Source organism: Nonomuraea sp. NPDC052116, from assembly GCF_040680035.1.
Classification (GTDB): domain Bacteria; phylum Actinomycetota; class Actinomycetes; order Streptosporangiales; family Streptosporangiaceae; genus Nonomuraea; species Nonomuraea angiospora_A.
The window spans coordinates 24,217-40,543 of the sequence record NZ_JBFAWA010000021.1; the positions used below are offsets into that span (position 1 = coordinate 24,217).

Sequence of the window (16,327 nt, forward strand, 5' to 3'; positions counted from 1 at the left end):
CGATCAGCCCGCCGGCTTGGCCGCGGCGAGGGAGAGCGGGTTCAGGATGGACAGCAGCTCGCTGGGCATCGGCTTGAACCCGGTCCACTTCGTGGAGTGCGCGATGTTGAACGTCTCCACGTACAGGACGTTGTCGTAGACCTGGTCGTGGATGATCCGCGCGGCCTCCTGGATCGGCGCCTTGGCGTCGGCGGCGCTGAGCGCCCGCTGCGCCTGGTCGATCAGGTCGTCCAGCTTGGGGTCGCTGACCTGGGCGTAGTTGATGAACCCGCCGGTCTTGAAGGCCAGCCCGAGGTTCGCGGGCGGGTTGTCCATGACGGCCCACGAGCCGGCGTAGATGTCGAAGTCGCGCTTGAGCGTCTTGTCCAGGTACGTGTTGCGCTCCAGGCCCTGCAGCTTGATCGTGATCCCGGCCTTCTTCGCCGAGTCGCGGACCATGGGGGCCCAGCGGGCGATGTTCGGGTCGGCCTGGTCGTAGATCATGCTCAGGCTGAGGTCGGTCGCCCCGGCCTCGGCCAGCAGCTTCTTGGACTGCTCCGGGTCGAAGACGTACTCCTTCGAGGCCGGGTCCACGTAGTCGGGCAGCGACGGGGTGAGCACGCTGGAGTTGGAGGACTTGGCGTAGCCCTTGAGCGCGATGTTCCTGATGGCCTCGTAGTCGACGGCCTGCGCGAGCGCCTGCCGGACGCGGACGTCGTCGAGCGGCTTGCGCTTGGTGTTGTACTGCAGGTGCGCCCAGCCCAGCGACGGGATCTGCTGCAACGTGACCTTCGGGTCGTTCTTCAGCTCGGTCGCGGTGGCGGGCGGCAGCACGTTGCCGATCAGGTCGATCTCGCCGTTGCGCAGCGCGAGGACCTCGGTGTTCACGTCGGGGAAGACCCGGAAGACGATCTCCTTGACGGCAGGCGTGCCGGGGCCGAAGTCGTCCACGCGCTGCATGATGTAGCGCTGGCCGCGCTCGACCTTGGTGAGCTTGAACGGCCCCGCGCTCACCCAGTCGGCGTCGTTGGCGAACTTCTGCACGCTGGGCGCCTTCTCGAAGACGTGCTTGGGCACGACCGGCAGCCAGAAGCCGACGTTGTCGAGGAACGTGCCGTCAGGGCGCTTGAGGGCGAATCGCACCTCGGTCGGCGAGACGGCCTCGGCCTTGTCCAGCGCGGTGATGAGCCCGGCGACCACGCCGAACTTCTCCTTCTGCACCGTCGTCACCGAGAACACCACGTCGTCGGCGGTGACCGGCTTGCCGTCGGACCACTTCATGTCGTCGCGCAGCTTCACCGTGGCGGTCTTGCCGTCGTCGGAGTAGGACCACTCGGTGGCCAGGTACGGGACGCGCTTGCCCGACTCGTCCATCTGGGTCAGGTGCGGGTACATGAGGTTGGTGACCCACGAGTCGGTACGGCTGTTGCCGACCAAGGGGTTGTAGTTGACCACGTCGGCGGTCGTGCCGATGGTCAGCCGGTCGGCGTTGGCCGGCGGCGCGCTCTGGGACGACGACGACTGTCCCGGCACGCTCGGGGCGCAGGCCGCCGTCGCGATCGCCAGCGCGGCGAAGACGAGGATGGAGCGTCTCATCAGAACCAGACCTCTTCCAGCACACGCATGACGTTGCCGCCGATGACCTTGGTGATCTCGTCGTCGGAGTAGTCGTGGGCGACGAGCCAGGAGATGATGTTCCAGAAGCACTCGGCCGGGTTCTCCAGGCCGTCCACGTAGGCGACCTTCTCGTACGGGGTGCCCGCGTGCGCCTCGTTGAGCGACAGGTGCTCGGCGAAGGTGTCGTGCAGCCCCACGTGGTCGCCGAACAGCGTGTCGGGGCCGAAGGCGACGTGATCGATGCCGACGAGGTCCACGCAGTAGGTGAAGTGGTCCATGACCGACTCCAGGCTGTGGCGGGGGTGGTCGGGCGAGAGCGTGGTGTGCGGGGCCGCCTCCAGCCCGATCACGCCGCCGCGCTCGGCCGCCGCCTTGATGACGGAGTCCGGCTTCATCCGGTTCGTCGGCCAGACCGAACGGGCGCCCGCGTGGGTGATGAGGATCGGCTTGGTGGAGTGGCGGATCGTGTCGAGCGAGGTCTGGTCGCCCGAGTGGGAGACGTCGATGGCGATGCCGAGCTTGTTCATGCGGCGCACGGCCTTCTCGCCGAACAGGGTCAGGCCGCCGTCGCCGCGCTCCTTCAGGCCGCTGCCCAGGGTGTTGGCCTCGCTGTAGGCGATGCCCATCTGGCGGACGCCGAAGCCGTACAGCATGTCGATCCTGTCGACCTCGTTCTCGATCATCGTGGCCGCCTCGAGAGCGAGCACGAGGCCCATGCGGCCGCCGGCGTGCGCCTCGCGCACGTCGGCCAGGCGCTCGACCTTGATGAGGAAGTCCTGGTGGGCCAGGTCCGACAGGCGCATGCCGATGTCGGCGATCACGTCGTTCCACTTCCAGCCCGCCTGGCTGGTGATGCAGCAGGTGCCGTCCATGAGGTTGTCGAAGACGACCGTCATGCCGGAGCGGGCCAGGCCGGCGTAGCCGGTGTGGTGGCGGGCGGTGCGGTTGTAGTCGACGGTCTGGCCGATGTCGTCGGGGAAGATCGACGGGTGGTCGTGCAGCGACACGACCAGGCTGTCGACGAGCAGGCGGCGGACGCGCTCGGTCTGCTCGGTGGAGAGCTCGGGCCCCTGGTACGCCGGAACCCTGCCGAACTCGGGCGCCAGGTCGAACTCCCGGTAGTCGACGCCCGCTTCCAGGTACTCGTAGGAACGGTAACCCTTATAGCTCTTCGCGGCTTCCAGCACTGGCAATCCCTTTCATCCGATTTCGAGGAAGCTTGCCAGGATCGGGCGTGAAAGGCAATATGAGAGTTGTTTTTCGGCAAGTTCGGCTAAGTCGATGCCAAGTTTCGTCACATCTGAGAAAGGGGTGCAGTGAGCGAGGCACCCGTCCTGGAGATCCGCGACCTCCACGTCACCTTCACCGCCCACGGACGCGAGGTCCCGGCGGTGCGGGGCGTGGACCTGACCATCGAACGCGGCCGGACACTGGCGCTGCTGGGCGAGTCGGGGTCGGGCAAATCCGTCACCGCCAAGGCCGTCATGGGACTGCTCGACGGCCCGAACGTCCGGGTGCGCTCCGCGGCGGCCCGGCTCGGCGGCCGGGACCTGACGGCGATGTCCGCCGAGGAGCGCCGAGCCCTGCGCGGCAGCGCGATGACGCTGGTCTTCCAGGACGCCCTGTCGGCGCTCAATCCGGTGCTCAGCGTCGGTGACCAGGTCGGGGAGCTGTTCCGGGTGCACCGGGGCGCCTCGCGCAAGCAGGCCAGGGCCCGCGCGGTCGAACTGCTCGACCTGGTGGGCATCCCGGCCGCCGCCACGCGCGTGGACGACTACCCGCACCAGTTCTCCGGCGGCATGCGCCAGCGCATCCTCGTGGCCATGGCCGTGGCGCTCGAACCCGACCTGATCATCGCCGACGAGCCGACGACCGCGCTGGACGTGACCGTCCAGGCGCAGATCCTGGAGCTCATCGACCGGCTGCGGCGCGAGCTGGGCACCGCCGTGCTGCTCATCACCCACGACCTGGGGGTGGCGGCCGAGGTCAGCGACCGGGTGGCGGTGATGTACGCCGGGCGCATCGTGGAGAGCGGCGAGGTCGGCGAGCTGTACGACCTGCCGGCCCACCCCTACACCGACGCGCTGCTGGCCGCCATCCCCGACCTGGACAGCCCGGCCGCGTCGCTGCGTGCCATCCCCGGGGCGCCGCCGAGCCCGGCGAGCGTACCGCCCGGGTGCTCGTTCGCGCCGCGCTGCGCGCGGGCGAGCGAGGTGTGCTCGACCACGCGCCCGGAACTGACGTTGCTGCCGACCGGCACCGGCCGGTACGCCGCCTGCCACCACTCGGAGGAGATGCTCGATGCCGCCCGCGTCTGACCAGCCCGTGTCTGACCAGCCCGTGTTGCAGGCCGTCGGGCTGCACAAGACCTACCGCGGCGGGATGCTGTCCAGGGGCGGGGCCGTGCGCGCGGTCGCGGGCGTGGACCTGGAGCTGCGTGCCGGCGAGACCCTGGGCATCGTCGGCGAGTCGGGCTGCGGCAAGTCCACGCTGGCCCGCATGCTCGTCGGCCTCGAACGCCCTGACCAGGGCGAGGTCACCTTCCGCGGCCGGCCGTTCTTCGCCCGCGGCGGCGTGCCGCGCGACATCAGGCGGCGCGTCCAGATGGTCTTCCAGGATCCGCTGACCTCCCTGAACCCCCGCATGACGGTGCATGACATCGTCGCCGAGCCGCTGCGGGTGCACCGGCTGTGCCCGGACGCGCGCGCCATGCGGGAGCGGGTCGGCGACCTGCTGGAGCTGGTGGGCCTGTCCCCCGACCGGATGAACCGGTTCCCGCACGAGTTCTCCGGCGGGCAGCGGCAGCGGATCGGCATCGCCCGCGCGCTGGCCACCGAACCGGACGTGATCGTGTGCGACGAGCCGGTGTCGGCGCTGGACATGTCGGTGCAGGCGCAGGTGGTCAACCTCTTCGCCGAGCTGCAGCGCACGCTCGGCGTGGCGCTGGTGTTCATCGCCCACGACCTGGCCGTGGTGCGGCACGTGTCGCACCGGGTCGGCGTGATGTACCTCGGGCGGATGGCCGAGGTCGGGCCCGCGGGCGGGGTGTACGGGGAGCCGGCGCACCCGTACACGATGGCGTTGCTCTCCGCGGCACCCGTGCCGAAGCCCCGGCTACGCGGCCGGCAGCGGATCATGCTGGCGGGCGACCCGCCGAGCCCCGTCGCGCCGCCACCCGGATGCCGCTTCCACACGCGCTGCTGGAAGGCGACCGAGCGGTGCGCCGAGGTCGAGCCCGTGCTGGAGGCGGTCGGCGACCACTACGCCGCCTGCCACCACGCCGAACGGGCGGCCGGCTGAATCCGCGGCCCGGAGCGGGCGCTCCGGGCCGGCGGCCTTCCTTCAGGAGGCGGGCACCGTCTGGGGCCGCCATGAGAACACCGCGCGCGAGCGGGGCTCGACCGTGACGCGCAGCCACTGGGTCGCCGTGACGCCGTAGGTCTCCAGCCTCGTCAGGTTGGGGACGCCCGCGTAGCCGGGCTCCACCTCGTACACGTGCTCGTCACCGTGCACGAGCAGGACGGGCTTGCCGTACGCCTTGGCGCGGTCGGTGATCCGGGCACGGATCTCGGAGAATCCAGGAGTGTCGGTCGGCTCGGCCTGCATCAGGAGCAGCACACCGGGGGCGTTCGTCTGCCGTGCGGTGTCGAAGGCGGTGTCGATCCAGTCGAGGGCCGCCGCCTTGCGCGCGGTGAACTCGGCCAGTCGCAGGTCGGGACGGTCGCCGCCCGGCAGTTGGGACCATGGCGCCAGGTCGTTCTCGCTGCCGACCACGTGCACGGTCGCGAACACGACGCCCTGCCGGCGGAACAGCACGTTCTCCTTGTAGGCGCTGTGCCGGCTGTCGGACGCCTGGGTCCGCACGCCGATCGGGTTGCGGCCGAGCGTGTGACCGGCCTTCGGGTAGAAGAACGTGCGGACCGCGTCGAGCCGCTCCGTGGGCACATAGCCCCCCGCGGCGGTGCGGTGGCAGTCGGTCCACTCGTTGTCGCCGGGGGTCAGCACGAACGGGTCGTCGAAGGTGCCGAACAGCTTGGCCAGGTCGGCGAAGCGCGCGTCGTCACAGGTGGACGCGCCGTCCTTGACGTCACCGGCGTGCAGGACGAAGCGGACGTCCGGATCGGCGTTCACCGCGCCGACCAGCGCGGGGAACGCCGCTCGCTGGTCGGCGCCGTACGGAGTGTCGCCGAGCAGGGCGAAGCTGAGAGACGGGCCGCGGGTCTCCTGGGCATCGGCCGACGCGGGAGTGACGGTGCCGGCGACCAGGGCTGCCATCAGCGCGGCGACGGCAGCGGAAGATTTACGCATGGGACGATTCTCCGCACAGCCCCACAACCCGGACATGACGCCAAGTCGACAAGTCACCGACGGCTCCCTGACATAGACGTGGCCGGCCTCATCCCGGCCATCCTGAGGTCAGGCCGATCGGGCGCCACGGGCCATGGTCGAAGGCGGCGCGGGCGGCGGCCACGGCGCGGTCCATGTCCTCCACGGTCGCGACCGGTACCTCGCCGACGACCTCCTCGCTCGACGGGGAGACGACCTTCAGCACCTCGCCGCCCGCCGGTTTGACCCACTCACCTCCGACGTAGAACTCACGCCGGTACATCAGCCGATCGTCCATGACGCTTGCCTTCCTGCTGGGGGGATGGTGGACCCGCATCGGCCCTGGCCGCCTTCGGTCACTCCTCGACGGTGATGGCCAGGGCGGGGCAGACGAGGGCGGCCTGCCGCACGTCCGCCAGCCGCTCGGGCGACGGGTCGTCGTTCAGCAGGATCACGACCCCGTCCTCGTCCCGCTGGTCGAACACGTCGTCGGCGGCCAGGACGCACTGCCCGGACGCGACGCACTTGTCCTGCTCGATGATGATCTTCACGATGTCCTCCTCGGTCACCAGGTGACGGGCAGCTCGTAGGCCCCGTAGACGAACCCGTCGTGCTTGAACGGGATCTGCTCCAGCTCGGCGGCGAGCGCCAGGGTGGGGATCCGCCGCAGGAGAGCGGGGTAGGCGACCTGCAGCTCCATCCGCGCCAGCGGCTGTCCCAGGCACTGGTGCACCCCGTACCCGAAGGTCACGTGCAGCCGGGGGTTGCGCTGGAGGTCCAGCCGGTCCGGGTCGGGGAAGACGGACGGGTCGCGGTTGGCGGTCTCGTTGACCGTGATGATGCCCTCGCCGGCCCGGATGACCTGGCCGGCGATCTCGATGTCCTCCAGAGCCACCCTGCGCAGCCCGCCGTGGGTGATCGTGAGGTAGCGCAGCAGCTCCTCGACCGCCGACGCGATCAGCTTCGGGTCGTCGCTCTCGCGGAGGAGGGCGAGCTGGCCGGGGTCCCGCAGCAGGGCCAGGGTGCCCAGTGTGATCATGTTCGCGGTGGTCTCGTGGCCGGCGAACAGCATCAGCACGCCCATGCGGGCCGCCTCCTGCCGGGACAGCTCGCCGGCCTTGACCCGCTCGACCAGCCCGGACAGCAGGTCGTCGCCGGGCTTGGCGAGCTTCTCGCCGATCAGCCCGTCCAGGTACTCGGCCAGCCGGTGCTGGGCCTGTCCGCGTTCCTCCGCGGTCGAGTTGCGGTTGATGATGGTCCTGCTGTTGGCCTGGAAGAACTCGTGGTCGTCGTACGGGACTCCGAGCAGGTTGGAGATCACCAGCGAGGGCAGCGGCAGCGCGAACGCCTCGACGAGGTCGGCGGGCTTCGGGCCGGCGAGCAGCCGGTCGATCAGCTCGTCCGCGATCTCCTGTGTGGCCGGGCGCATCGCCTCGACCCGCTTGACCGTGAACGCGGAGGTCGCCATCCGCCGGAGGCGGGCATGCTCGGGATCGTCCATCATGATGAAGCCGAGGCTCGCCGAGCCCGCCTTGGCCAGGCTGTCCATCGTCGCGGCCTCCGCCGGGGAGAGCCGGGGGATGCCGCGCGCGGGCTCGACGCTGACCTTCGGGTGACCGAGCACGGCGCGGTGCTCGGCGTGGCCGGTCACCAGCCACGCGGTGCTGCCGTCCCACAGCCGGACCCGGGCCAGCGGCCCTTCCTCCTGCCGCGCCCGCATCGCGGGCGCCGGGTCCAGCGGGCACTTCGCCGATCTGGCGATGTTGTACTCCGGGATTGTCGTCACTGTTTCCTCCTGGAATGCGCTTAAGCGAGCTCCACCGGCCGTCTCGCGGGCCTGGCCGATCCCCGCATCCGCGTCGGCCGGATGGTTTAAATCAACCGATTGATTTAAACTCTAGCGTGGGGCGGATGCCTGTCAAGCCGGAGCGGCCCTCGACGGGACGACCGTCGGTCCGTCGCTTGAATAGGCTGTCCTTCCGTCACACCTCGCCGGCACGGCCGAGGACCTGCGGCGGCCTGTGGGACTGGGCCGTCGCGGGCTGCGCGAGAGTCCCGGTGCGGTGAATGACGATGATCAGCAAGATGACACGGGACGAGCAGGTCAGCGCGACCCGGGAGGCGCTCCTGGCCGCGGCCGAGCGGCTGTTCGCCGAACGCGGCGTGCACGCCGTCGGCAACCGCCAGATCAGCGAGGCCGCCGGCCAGGGCAACAACGCTGCCGTCAGCTACCACTTCGGCGCCAAGGCCGACCTGATCCGCGCGATCGCCCGCAAGCACGCCGAGCAGATCGAGCGCATCCGCGCACGCATGATGGCCGACATCGACGGCTCCACCGACCTGCGCGACTGGGTCGCCTGCCTGGTCCGCCCGCTCACCGAACACCTGGAGACCCTGGGCAGCCCCACCTGGTACGCCCGCTTCGCCGCCCAGGTCATGGCCGACCCCGCGTTCAACGCCATCATGGTGGACGAAGCCCTGACCGCCGCCCCGGTGCTGCGGCTCTTCAGCGACGGCCTGGCCCGGTGCATGCCCGGCCGCCCTTCCGGCCTCCACCGCGAACGCACCACCATGGCCCGCCACCTCATCGTGCAGATGTGCGTCGAGCGGGAACGGGCCCTGGCCGAACACGCGCCCACCTTCCGGCCCACCTGGGACGACACGGCCGACGGCCTGATCGACGCGATCGTCGCCATGTGGCAGGCCCCCGTCCGGGGCACGCCGTAGCTCCTTCTCCACCACGCTGACCGGAGAGATCGTCCCTCGGCTGTGAAGAAATTTCGCCGCGGCTGTCACAGGCCCGGAGGCTGTCCGGTCTTAGCTGGCGACCGGGTGGCGACGAGGCGGCCCGGTGGAGCGAAAGGATCGCAATGAAGATCGTGGTAATCGGCGGGACGGGCCTGATCGGGTCGAAGCTGGTGGCGAAGCTGGGCGAGCACGGTCACGAGGCGGTGGCGGCGGCGCCGAACACGGGCGTCAACACCCTGACCGGCGAAGGGCTGGCCGAGGTGCTGGCGGGTGCGCAGGTGGTGGTCGACGTGTCGAACTCGCCGTCGTTCGAGCGGGCCGCGGTGCTGAACTTCTTCGAGACCTCCACGGGCAACCTGCTCGCGGCGGAGGCGGCGGCCGGCGTGGGTCACCACGTCGCGGTGTCGATCGTCGGTACGGAGCGGATGCCGGACAACGGCTACTTCGCGGCGAAGATCGCTCAGGAGCAGCTGATCGAGAAGTCGGGCATCCCGTTCTCGCTCGTGCACTCGACCCAGTTCTTCGAGTTCGCCCGTGGCATCGCCGACGAGGCCACGGCGGACGGCAAGGTGCACATCGCGCCCGTGCTGTTCCAGCCGATCGCGGGTGACGACGTGGCCCAGGCGGTCGGCCGGACCGCGGTCGGAGCGCCGTTGAACGGCAGGGTCGAGATCGCCGGGCCCAAGGAGTACCGGATGGACGAGTTCTTCCGCCAGGCGCTCACCGCCTGGGGCGACCCGCGCGAGGTGGTCACCGACCCGCACGGGCGCTACTTCGGCAGCGAGCTGAGCGAGCGGTCGCTGGTTCCGGAGGGCGGCGCCGTCCTCGGCACGATCAGCTACCGCGACTGGCTCGGCCGGAACGCGACCGGCAAATAGCCGGAGGAGGCACGTGGGCAACCCGTTGCCCGCAAAGGTCGCCCTGGTCGCCGGGGCGTCGTCGGGCATCGGCGAGGCCACCGCGCCGGCCCTCTCGGCGGAGGGGGCCCGGGTCGCGGTCAGGGCCCGGCGCTGACGGCCTGGCGGGTGCCTTTATCTCGGAGGTAATCGACGTCCCGTGCGTTTGCCGAGAGGGTTGCGGCATGAGTGCTGACACCCGTGACGTCGTTGAGGAGCTGCTGCGCAGGATGGCCAAGGGCGATCATCCCCGCACCGCGGAGTTGTTCGCCGAGCCGGTCGACTGGCAGCTCGACTGGCCCGCCGAGGGGCATCCCGCGGTGCCGTGGATCCGGGCTCGGTCCAGCCGGGCCGACGTGGCGGACCATTTCCGGTCGCTGGAGGCCCACCACGTGCCCGAGCTGAACGGCACGTCGGTGACGCGGATCCTGGTCGACGGGACGCACGCCGTCGTGCTCGGGGAGATCGCGCAGACGGTACGCGCCAGTGGCGTCGCGTACACCTCGCCGTTCGCGCTGCACCTCACGGTCGAGGACGGGCTCATCACCCGCTACCACATCTACGAGGACAGCCTCACGGTCGCGCGAGCCCTCGGCGACCGCCGGCCCTGAGCGCTCAGTCGTGCCGGGGGCGGGAGCTTTCGCGGGGGTGCAGCTCCGTCTGCAGCACCATCCGGGCCGCCGGCCGGGCCGGGTTGTCGATCCGGCTGGCCAGCAGTTGCGCCGCCGCCCGCCCCAGCTCGTACGTCGGCTGCCGGACCGTGCTCAGCCCGGGCCGGAACAGCCGGGCCCACGGGATGTCGTCGAACCCGATCACCCCCACCTGCCCGGGGATCGGCACCCCCCGCTCGGTCAGGCACTCCACCGCCCCCACCGTCATGAGGTTGTTGGCCGCGAACACGGCGTCCATCTCCACCCCCTCGTCCAGCAGCGCGGCCATGGCCGAGTAGCCGCCCTCCTCACGGAAGTCCGCGTGCCGCACCAGGGCACGATCCACCGGCACGCCGGCCGCGCGCAGCGCCCGATGGTAGCCGCGCAGCCGCCGCATGGCGGTGGACATCCGCCGCGGGCCCGTGATGCACGCGATCCGCCGGTAGCCGGACGACAGCAGGTGCGCGGTCGCCATCTCCGCGCCCTTCTCGTTGTCCACCATCACCGCGTCGACCTCGGTCTCGGCGAGCTCGCGGTCGATGGTGACGACGGCGGTGCCGGCGGCGACCAGGGCGGAGATGTCCGTCGAGTCGTCCGCCGGAGAGATGATCACGCCGGCCATGTTGTCGGCCAGCGCCACCGCGATGTACTCGGCCTCCCGGGCCCGGTTCTCGTCGGTGTTGCACAGGACCACCGAGTACCCGAACTGCCGGCCCCCGTCCTCCACTCCCCGTACCAGGGAGGTGAAGAACGGGTTGCCGACGTCGGAGACCAGCACCGCCCACAACGTCGTCTGCCTGCGCCTGAGATTGCGCGCCACCCCGTTGGGCCGGTAGCCGAGCTCCCGCACGGCCGCGAGCACCCGCCCCGCGAGTTCCGGGTTGACCGTGGAACGGCCGTTGAGCACGCGGGAGACCGTCGCGGCGGAGACCCCGGCGTGCCGCGCGACATCTTGGATCTTGATCAACCTCGTCCGATCTCGGAGACACGGGCAGGAGAAATCGATTACGCCAGGGCGGGCGGCGGTGGGAACGGCAACCGCTCCGCCACCGGCGCGAGCCCGAACGGCTTGTGCGGCAGCGTCTGGTACCAGTACGCGACCGAGGAGAAGTCGTCCGAGCGCTTGTTGGCGTGGCCGTGCTCGATCGTCACCCTGATGGACTCGGTGAACGTGATCGGGTCCTCGACGTGGAAGCGGTAGAGGGAGATCTCGCCGCTCCAGTTGTCCCCGCCGGGCATGGTGATGCCGTGGTACGGCGCGTGGTAGGTCTGCGTCGGGCACCAGGCGGTGTTGAAGTAGTCCTCGGTGCCGGTGCCGTGCAGCGAGGGCGGGAACGGCTCCCCGTCGATGAAGATCATGTCATCGCCCTCGCCGTACCAGTTCCAGTCGCTGGTCTCGCGCAGGTTGCGGATGTTGAGCACGCAGCCCACGTAGTGGCCGCGCCCCTCGGCGTCGAGGATGACGTAGTTGCCGTCGCCCGTGTCGTTGATGCCCTCGACCTGGTACTCGCGGTTGCTCTGCGTGCCCTGTGGGACCCCGTCGGTGGGCCGCTCGCGCCGCCACTGCGCGTGGAAGTAGCCGAGGTCCTCGGCCGCCGAGTCGAACAGCTCGTAGTCGACGTAGTAGTAGAAGAAGACCGGCTCGGCCGACAGCTCGCTGATCAGCTCCACCTTCGCGCGGCTCGCGAACGGCATGTGGAACCACGAGTTGAAGCTCTTGCCGTCCTGCGGGCTCATCTGCAGCGGCGCGGAGACGAAGTTCGCGGTCTTGGCGTGGCCCATACCGAAGAAGTCGCCGAGCGGCACCAGCACACTGGGGTGCTCCTGGTCGTCCCAGGTGATCTTCAGTACGAGCCTGCGCAGGTAGTCGACGTCCACCGCGTCCGGCACGTCCTTCAGGGGGAGCGCCACCGTGCACCAGATGTGGTTGATCGAGCCGGGGCCCTCGATGTCGGCCAGGGTCACGGTGGTGCCGGCCTCGACGGTCAGCCGGTCCTCGTTGCCGCCCGTGCGGTCGTAGCTGGAGACCCGCTTGCGCCTGGAGGCCCGCAGGCGGGGCAGGTCGCGCAGGCTGCTGCCGTGGTTTCCGTAGCTCATATGATCCTCATTCACTTCAATCCGGAGGTCTTGATCGCCTCGACCAGGCGGCGCTGGCCGAGCACGAACGCGATCAAGGTGGGCACGGCCGCGATCACCGTCGCGGCCAGGACGTAGTTCCAGGCCGAGCCGTACTGGCCCTGGAGGGTGGCGATGCCGACCTGCACCATGCGCAGCTCGGGGTCGCGGGTGGCGGTCAAGGGCCAGAGGAACGCGTTCCAGTTGGCCAGGAAGAACAGCACGGCGAGCGAGGCGAGCACGGGCCGGCTGAGCGGCACGACCACCTGCCACCAGCGCCGGAAATATCCGCATCCGTCGAGATCTGCCGCCTCTTCGAGCTCGCGCGGGATCGTCAGGTAGTACTGCCGGAGCAGGAAGATCCCGAACGCGTGGAAGATCGCCGGCAGGATCAGCCCCGCGTACGTGTCGAGCAGCCCGAGCTGCCTGGCCACCAGGAACAGCGGCACGAGGATCACCGGCAGCGACACCAGCAGCGTGGAGACGATCATCGAGAAGATCACCTGCCGCCCGGGGAAGCGCAGCCGGGCCAGCGCGTAGGCGGCCATCGAGTGCAGCACGAGCGCGACCACCGTGACGGCCACGGAGACGACGAGGCTGTTGAGCATGTACCTGCCGATGGGCACCTCGGTCAGCACGTAGAGCAGGTTGTCCAGGGTGAAGCGGCTGGGCAGCGCCACCTCGAACAGCTCGTCCGCCGGCTTCAGCACCGTCACCAGCAACCAGACCAGCGGCGCCACCGTGACGGCCGCCAGCACGTACCCGACGAGGGCGCGCAGCCTAACCGACATCGAACCTGCCTCCCTTCGTGAGCCCGAACATCAGCCCCGTGGCCACGACCAGGAACCCGACCACGACCGTGGTCAGCGCCGCCGCGTAGCCGTAGTTGTTGAAGGTGAAGGCCTGCTGGTAGATGTAGAAGACCACGCTGGACGTGCTGTTGGCCGGACCGCCCTTGGTCAGCACGTAGACGAGGTCGAAGGCCTGCAGGCCGGTCACCGCGCCGACGGTCGAGTTGACCAGCACGAAGAAGCTGGTCGGCCGGAGCAGCGGCCAGATGACGTGGCGGAAGCGCTGCCAGGAGGTGGCCCCGTCGACGCGCGCCGCCTCCTCGTACTCCTTGGGGATGTCCTTGAGCCCGCCCAGCAGGATCAGCATCTGATATCCCATGAGGAACCAGATGCTGATCACCACCAGCGACCCGAGCGCCAGCGCGGGGTTGCCCAGGAACGACACGTCGCCCAGCCCCACCGGCCGCAGCAGCGCGGGCACCGCGCCCTGCTTGTCGGCCAGCAGGAACTGCCACACCACGCCGACCACGACGAGGCTGATGACGTGCGGCAGGAAGAACATCGTGCGCACCAGGCCGACGCCGGGGAAGTGGTCGCGGACCAGCAGCGCGAGCCCGAGGCTGACGACGAACCCGAGGGGGACGAAGGTCACCATGTACGTCAGCGTGACCTTGACGCTCTGCCAGAGCTGCGCGTCCTCGGCCATCTGGCGGAAGTTGTCCAGGCCGACGTACGTGTAGCCGCCGAACCCGTCCACGCTGAACAGCGACACGCCGACGGCCAGCACCATGGGGAGGCCGACGAAGACGAGCAGGCCGAGCAGGTCGGGCGCGACGAACGCGTACGCGGCCAGGGCCTCCCTCCTGCGCCGGGTCCACCACACGCGGGGCACGGCCTCGCCGGCGACCGCCGTACCCGGATCGACCAATGTGGCCACGACTACCGCCTTTCGCTCATAGGTCCGCCCGCCGGGTGCCGCCGGCGCGGTTTCACTGGGGGCACACGGGCGCCTGCCCCCAACCGGACCGCTGCGACGCGACCCTCCGGCCGCGTCGCAGCGGCCCGGCTGGAACATGACCGCCCGCCCATCGTCCGGCCGGACGGTAGTGGTCGTGGGGTGGCGCCCGTGCGGGTGGCAGAGCATGACCGCACGTCCGTCGCCCGGCCGGACAGTTGTGGTCGTGGGGTGGCGCCCGTGCGGGTGGCAGAGCATGACCGCACGTCCGTCGCCCGGCCGGACAGTTGTGGTCGTGGGGTCGCGCCCGAGAGGGCGTCAGAGCATGACCGCACCCTTGTAGCCCTTCAGGAAGGTGTCGATCTTGGCGGCGGCGTCCGCCGCAGCCTTGGCCGGGTCCACCCCGCCGAGCTGGGTGGCCTGGATGGCGTCCGAGACGGCCTTGTACACCTCGGGCGTGTAGCGGGGCTCACCCCGGCCGCCCGGCACCACCTGCTCCAGGAACACCTTGAGCGCCGGCTTGTCGAACGCCCCCGCCGCCTTCGCCGCCTCCTGGACGGACTTGCGGGCCGGCAGGTTCGTCTTGACGACCGTGTTCCACTGCCGGCCGCGCTCGACGCCGGCCGCGTCGGTGGCGCCCAGCGCCCAGGCGATGAACTTGGCCGCCGCCTCCGGGTTCGCCCCCTTGGCGTTGGCGACGAACGCCCACCCGCCGATGTCGGTGGTGTAAGTCCCGCCTTCGGGAACGGGAAGCCGGAACACCCCGTATTTGAAGTCCTTCTTCTCCTGCTCCAGCTGCGACACCGACCAGATGCCGCTCTGCTGCATGGCGACGGACCCGCTTGCGAGGTTCGCCGGGGCGTTGCCCGCGCCGTCGCCCTGCGGCTTGCGCGGCGCGACCTTGTTGTTGACCGCGTCCTGCCAGAGCTTCAGCGCCTGGTGTACGCCGGGCACGTTGAACCCGGCCCCGCCGTTCTGCGGCACGGCCGAGCCGCCGGCCATCCACATGAACGGGTACCAGGTGAAGTTCTGGTAGTAGCCGGGGATGGTCTCGAAGAGGATGCCGAACTGGTCCTTGGTGGTCAGCTTGGCGGCCACGTCCAGCAGTTGGTCCCAGGTCTGGGGGAGGTCGCCCTCGGCCAGCTTCGCCTTCTCGAAGGCGTCGATGCTGTAGTACATGGCCAGCGGCTCTTGTTCCATCGGCAGGCCGTAGATCTTGCCGTCCACCTTGCGCGTGTCCAGCACGCCGCCGTCGAAGTCGGCGATCTGGTCGGGCTTGAGGTGCGGCATGAGATCGGCCAGTACGCCGCCGTTGTGGTAGCGGAGGAAGTCGCCGGGGCTGAGCAGGAAGATGTCCGGCCCCTGACCGGCGGAGAACGCGGTCTGCAGCGCCGTGCCGGCGAGGTACTCGGAGACGGGCAGGTAGTGGAGCTTGACCTTGACCTCGTTGTTGGCGTTCCACGCCGCCACCAGGTCGGTGAACCACTTGCTCTGCGCGTCGGCCTGCGGGTTGGGGCCGTAGAAGTTCCAGAACGTCAGCTCTTTGGCGTTGCCGGTCTTCCCGCCGCCCCCGCACGCGGACAGCAGCGGTGCCGCCATCGCCGACCCTAAGACGACGGCGCCGCCACGCAGCAGAGATCGGCGGGTCACCCTCTCGAAAGCCGACATGTCGCATCCTCCTGATCTTGCAGAAAGCTCGGGGGGTGAATGAGCAATCGATTTCCCAGAAAGGTAGGCGTCGGGGCGGCCATCGTCAAGAAGTTCCTGCTACAGCTTGCCGAATCCGGGAATCGATATCTCCCCGAGACCTGCGACCCCGCTCCGGGCGGCAACCATCGCCACGATGGGCGCGTCCCCCTGCCGGCTCAGCACCGCGACGGCCACCCTCCACGGCAATCCGCCGGCGACCTCCCGGGCCTCCCGCCCGTCGTGGTGATGCCGTCGTGACGGGGCTCAGGCGCTGAGGTGCGGGGCTCCGTTGGGAGCGGATGCCTGCGCGGAGAGGGGCTGTCGGGCGGTGCGGCACGGGCATGCCCTGGAGGGTGCCCGGTGTGCTGGTGGTCGGGCTCGGTGGTGGTCGGGCTTGGGTGGACGGGGCGCTGGGGCTAGGTGCGGCGGCTGCAGGTTATGTGCGACGGAGTGCCGGTGTGGGGCCTCGGCATCGGGGTTCGAGAAATCGGTTCACCGTTGTGATTCTGTGATGTGAAGCGGGATTGACGGGTTAAAGGGTCGGATCTAGGTTGAGGGAAA

17 protein-coding genes are annotated in these 16,327 nt (G+C 69.9%); 6 read left to right on the forward strand and 11 right to left on the reverse strand.

Annotated elements, in window-relative coordinates:
* Positions 1–3: 3 nt before the first annotated feature.
* Entirely contained in the window at positions 4–1,575 is a 1,572-nt protein-coding gene (locus tag AB0L65_RS34945) for an ABC transporter substrate-binding protein (RefSeq protein ID WP_364254164.1), read from the reverse strand.
* Positions 1,575–2,783, reverse strand: a complete 1,209-nt coding sequence (locus AB0L65_RS34950; protein ID WP_364254167.1) for a membrane dipeptidase — start codon at positions 2,781–2,783, stop codon at positions 1,575–1,577. Before AB0L65_RS34950 ends, AB0L65_RS34945 begins: the two co-directional genes overlap by 1 nt.
* A gap of 129 nt (positions 2,784–2,912) precedes the next feature.
* Between AB0L65_RS34950 and AB0L65_RS34955 the strand changes: the two genes are divergently transcribed.
* Both AB0L65_RS34955 and AB0L65_RS34960 read left to right on the forward strand, forming a co-directional pair.
* On the forward strand, positions 2,913–3,914 hold the full coding sequence (locus tag AB0L65_RS34955) for an ABC transporter ATP-binding protein (protein WP_364254170.1): 1,002 nt from the start codon (positions 2,913–2,915) through the stop codon (positions 3,912–3,914).
* A 7-nt stretch (positions 3,915–3,921) separates the two neighbouring features.
* Complete coding sequence (locus AB0L65_RS34960; RefSeq protein ID WP_364254173.1) at positions 3,922–4,896, forward strand: oligopeptide/dipeptide ABC transporter ATP-binding protein; 975 nt, start codon at positions 3,922–3,924, stop codon at positions 4,894–4,896.
* 42 nt (positions 4,897–4,938) lie between these two features.
* Here AB0L65_RS34960 and AB0L65_RS34965 read toward each other — a convergent pair whose 3' ends face one another.
* The 4 genes from AB0L65_RS34965 to AB0L65_RS34980 all read right to left on the reverse strand — a co-directional run bounded on the left by AB0L65_RS34965 (position 4,939) and on the right by AB0L65_RS34980 (position 7,708).
* Complete coding sequence (locus tag AB0L65_RS34965) at positions 4,939–5,904, reverse strand: metallophosphoesterase (protein ID WP_364254176.1); 966 nt, start codon at positions 5,902–5,904, stop codon at positions 4,939–4,941.
* Positions 5,905–5,992: 88 nt separating this feature from the next.
* Complete coding sequence (locus AB0L65_RS34970) at positions 5,993–6,220, reverse strand: aldehyde dehydrogenase family protein (RefSeq protein WP_350741191.1); 228 nt, start codon at positions 6,218–6,220, stop codon at positions 5,993–5,995.
* Positions 6,221–6,278: 58 nt separating this feature from the next.
* On the reverse strand, positions 6,279–6,473 hold the full coding sequence (locus AB0L65_RS34975; RefSeq protein WP_364254179.1) for a ferredoxin: 195 nt from the start codon (positions 6,471–6,473) through the stop codon (positions 6,279–6,281).
* 14 nt (positions 6,474–6,487) lie between these two features.
* Positions 6,488–7,708 carry a cytochrome P450 gene (locus tag AB0L65_RS34980; protein ID WP_364254182.1) on the reverse strand — a complete coding sequence of 407 codons (1,221 nt, stop codon included), beginning with the start codon at positions 7,706–7,708 and terminating at the stop codon, positions 6,488–6,490.
* A 299-nt stretch (positions 7,709–8,007) separates the two neighbouring features.
* Here AB0L65_RS34980 and AB0L65_RS34985 point away from each other — a divergent pair, with 299 nt between their 5' ends.
* The 4 genes from AB0L65_RS34985 to AB0L65_RS35000 all read left to right on the forward strand — a co-directional run bounded on the left by AB0L65_RS34985 (position 8,008) and on the right by AB0L65_RS35000 (position 10,177).
* Positions 8,008–8,649: a TetR family transcriptional regulator gene (locus AB0L65_RS34985; RefSeq protein WP_364254185.1), complete on the forward strand. Its 642-nt coding sequence runs from the start codon at positions 8,008–8,010 to the stop codon at positions 8,647–8,649.
* A gap of 143 nt (positions 8,650–8,792) precedes the next feature.
* On the forward strand, positions 8,793–9,548 hold the full coding sequence (locus tag AB0L65_RS34990) for an SDR family oxidoreductase (RefSeq protein WP_364254188.1): 756 nt from the start codon (positions 8,793–8,795) through the stop codon (positions 9,546–9,548).
* A gap of 13 nt (positions 9,549–9,561) precedes the next feature.
* A complete protein-coding gene (locus tag AB0L65_RS34995; RefSeq protein ID WP_364254191.1) occupies positions 9,562–9,684 on the forward strand; it encodes an SDR family NAD(P)-dependent oxidoreductase in 123 nt (40 codons plus the stop codon).
* A 67-nt stretch (positions 9,685–9,751) separates the two neighbouring features.
* A complete protein-coding gene (locus AB0L65_RS35000; protein WP_364254194.1) occupies positions 9,752–10,177 on the forward strand; it encodes a nuclear transport factor 2 family protein in 426 nt (141 codons plus the stop codon).
* Positions 10,178–10,181: 4 nt separating this feature from the next.
* On the opposite strand, the gene AB0L65_RS35005 is transcribed toward AB0L65_RS35000, so the two are convergent.
* From AB0L65_RS35005 to AB0L65_RS35025, 5 genes are all read right to left on the reverse strand, one after another.
* A complete protein-coding gene (locus AB0L65_RS35005; RefSeq protein WP_364254197.1) occupies positions 10,182–11,183 on the reverse strand; it encodes a LacI family DNA-binding transcriptional regulator in 1,002 nt (333 codons plus the stop codon).
* Positions 11,184–11,221: 38 nt separating this feature from the next.
* Complete coding sequence (locus AB0L65_RS35010; RefSeq protein WP_364254200.1) at positions 11,222–12,313, reverse strand: glycoside hydrolase family 172 protein; 1,092 nt, start codon at positions 12,311–12,313, stop codon at positions 11,222–11,224.
* A gap of 11 nt (positions 12,314–12,324) precedes the next feature.
* A complete protein-coding gene (locus tag AB0L65_RS35015) occupies positions 12,325–13,122 on the reverse strand; it encodes a carbohydrate ABC transporter permease (protein ID WP_192783722.1) in 798 nt (265 codons plus the stop codon).
* Positions 13,112–14,059, reverse strand: coding sequence for a sugar ABC transporter permease (locus AB0L65_RS35020; RefSeq protein WP_364254203.1), 948 nt, complete (start codon positions 14,057–14,059; stop codon positions 13,112–13,114). Before AB0L65_RS35020 ends, AB0L65_RS35015 begins: the two co-directional genes overlap by 11 nt.
* Before the next feature lie 336 nt (positions 14,060–14,395).
* Entirely contained in the window at positions 14,396–15,745 is a 1,350-nt protein-coding gene (locus AB0L65_RS35025; RefSeq protein ID WP_364254206.1) for a sugar ABC transporter substrate-binding protein, read from the reverse strand.
* Positions 15,746–16,327: the final 582 nt, after the last annotated feature.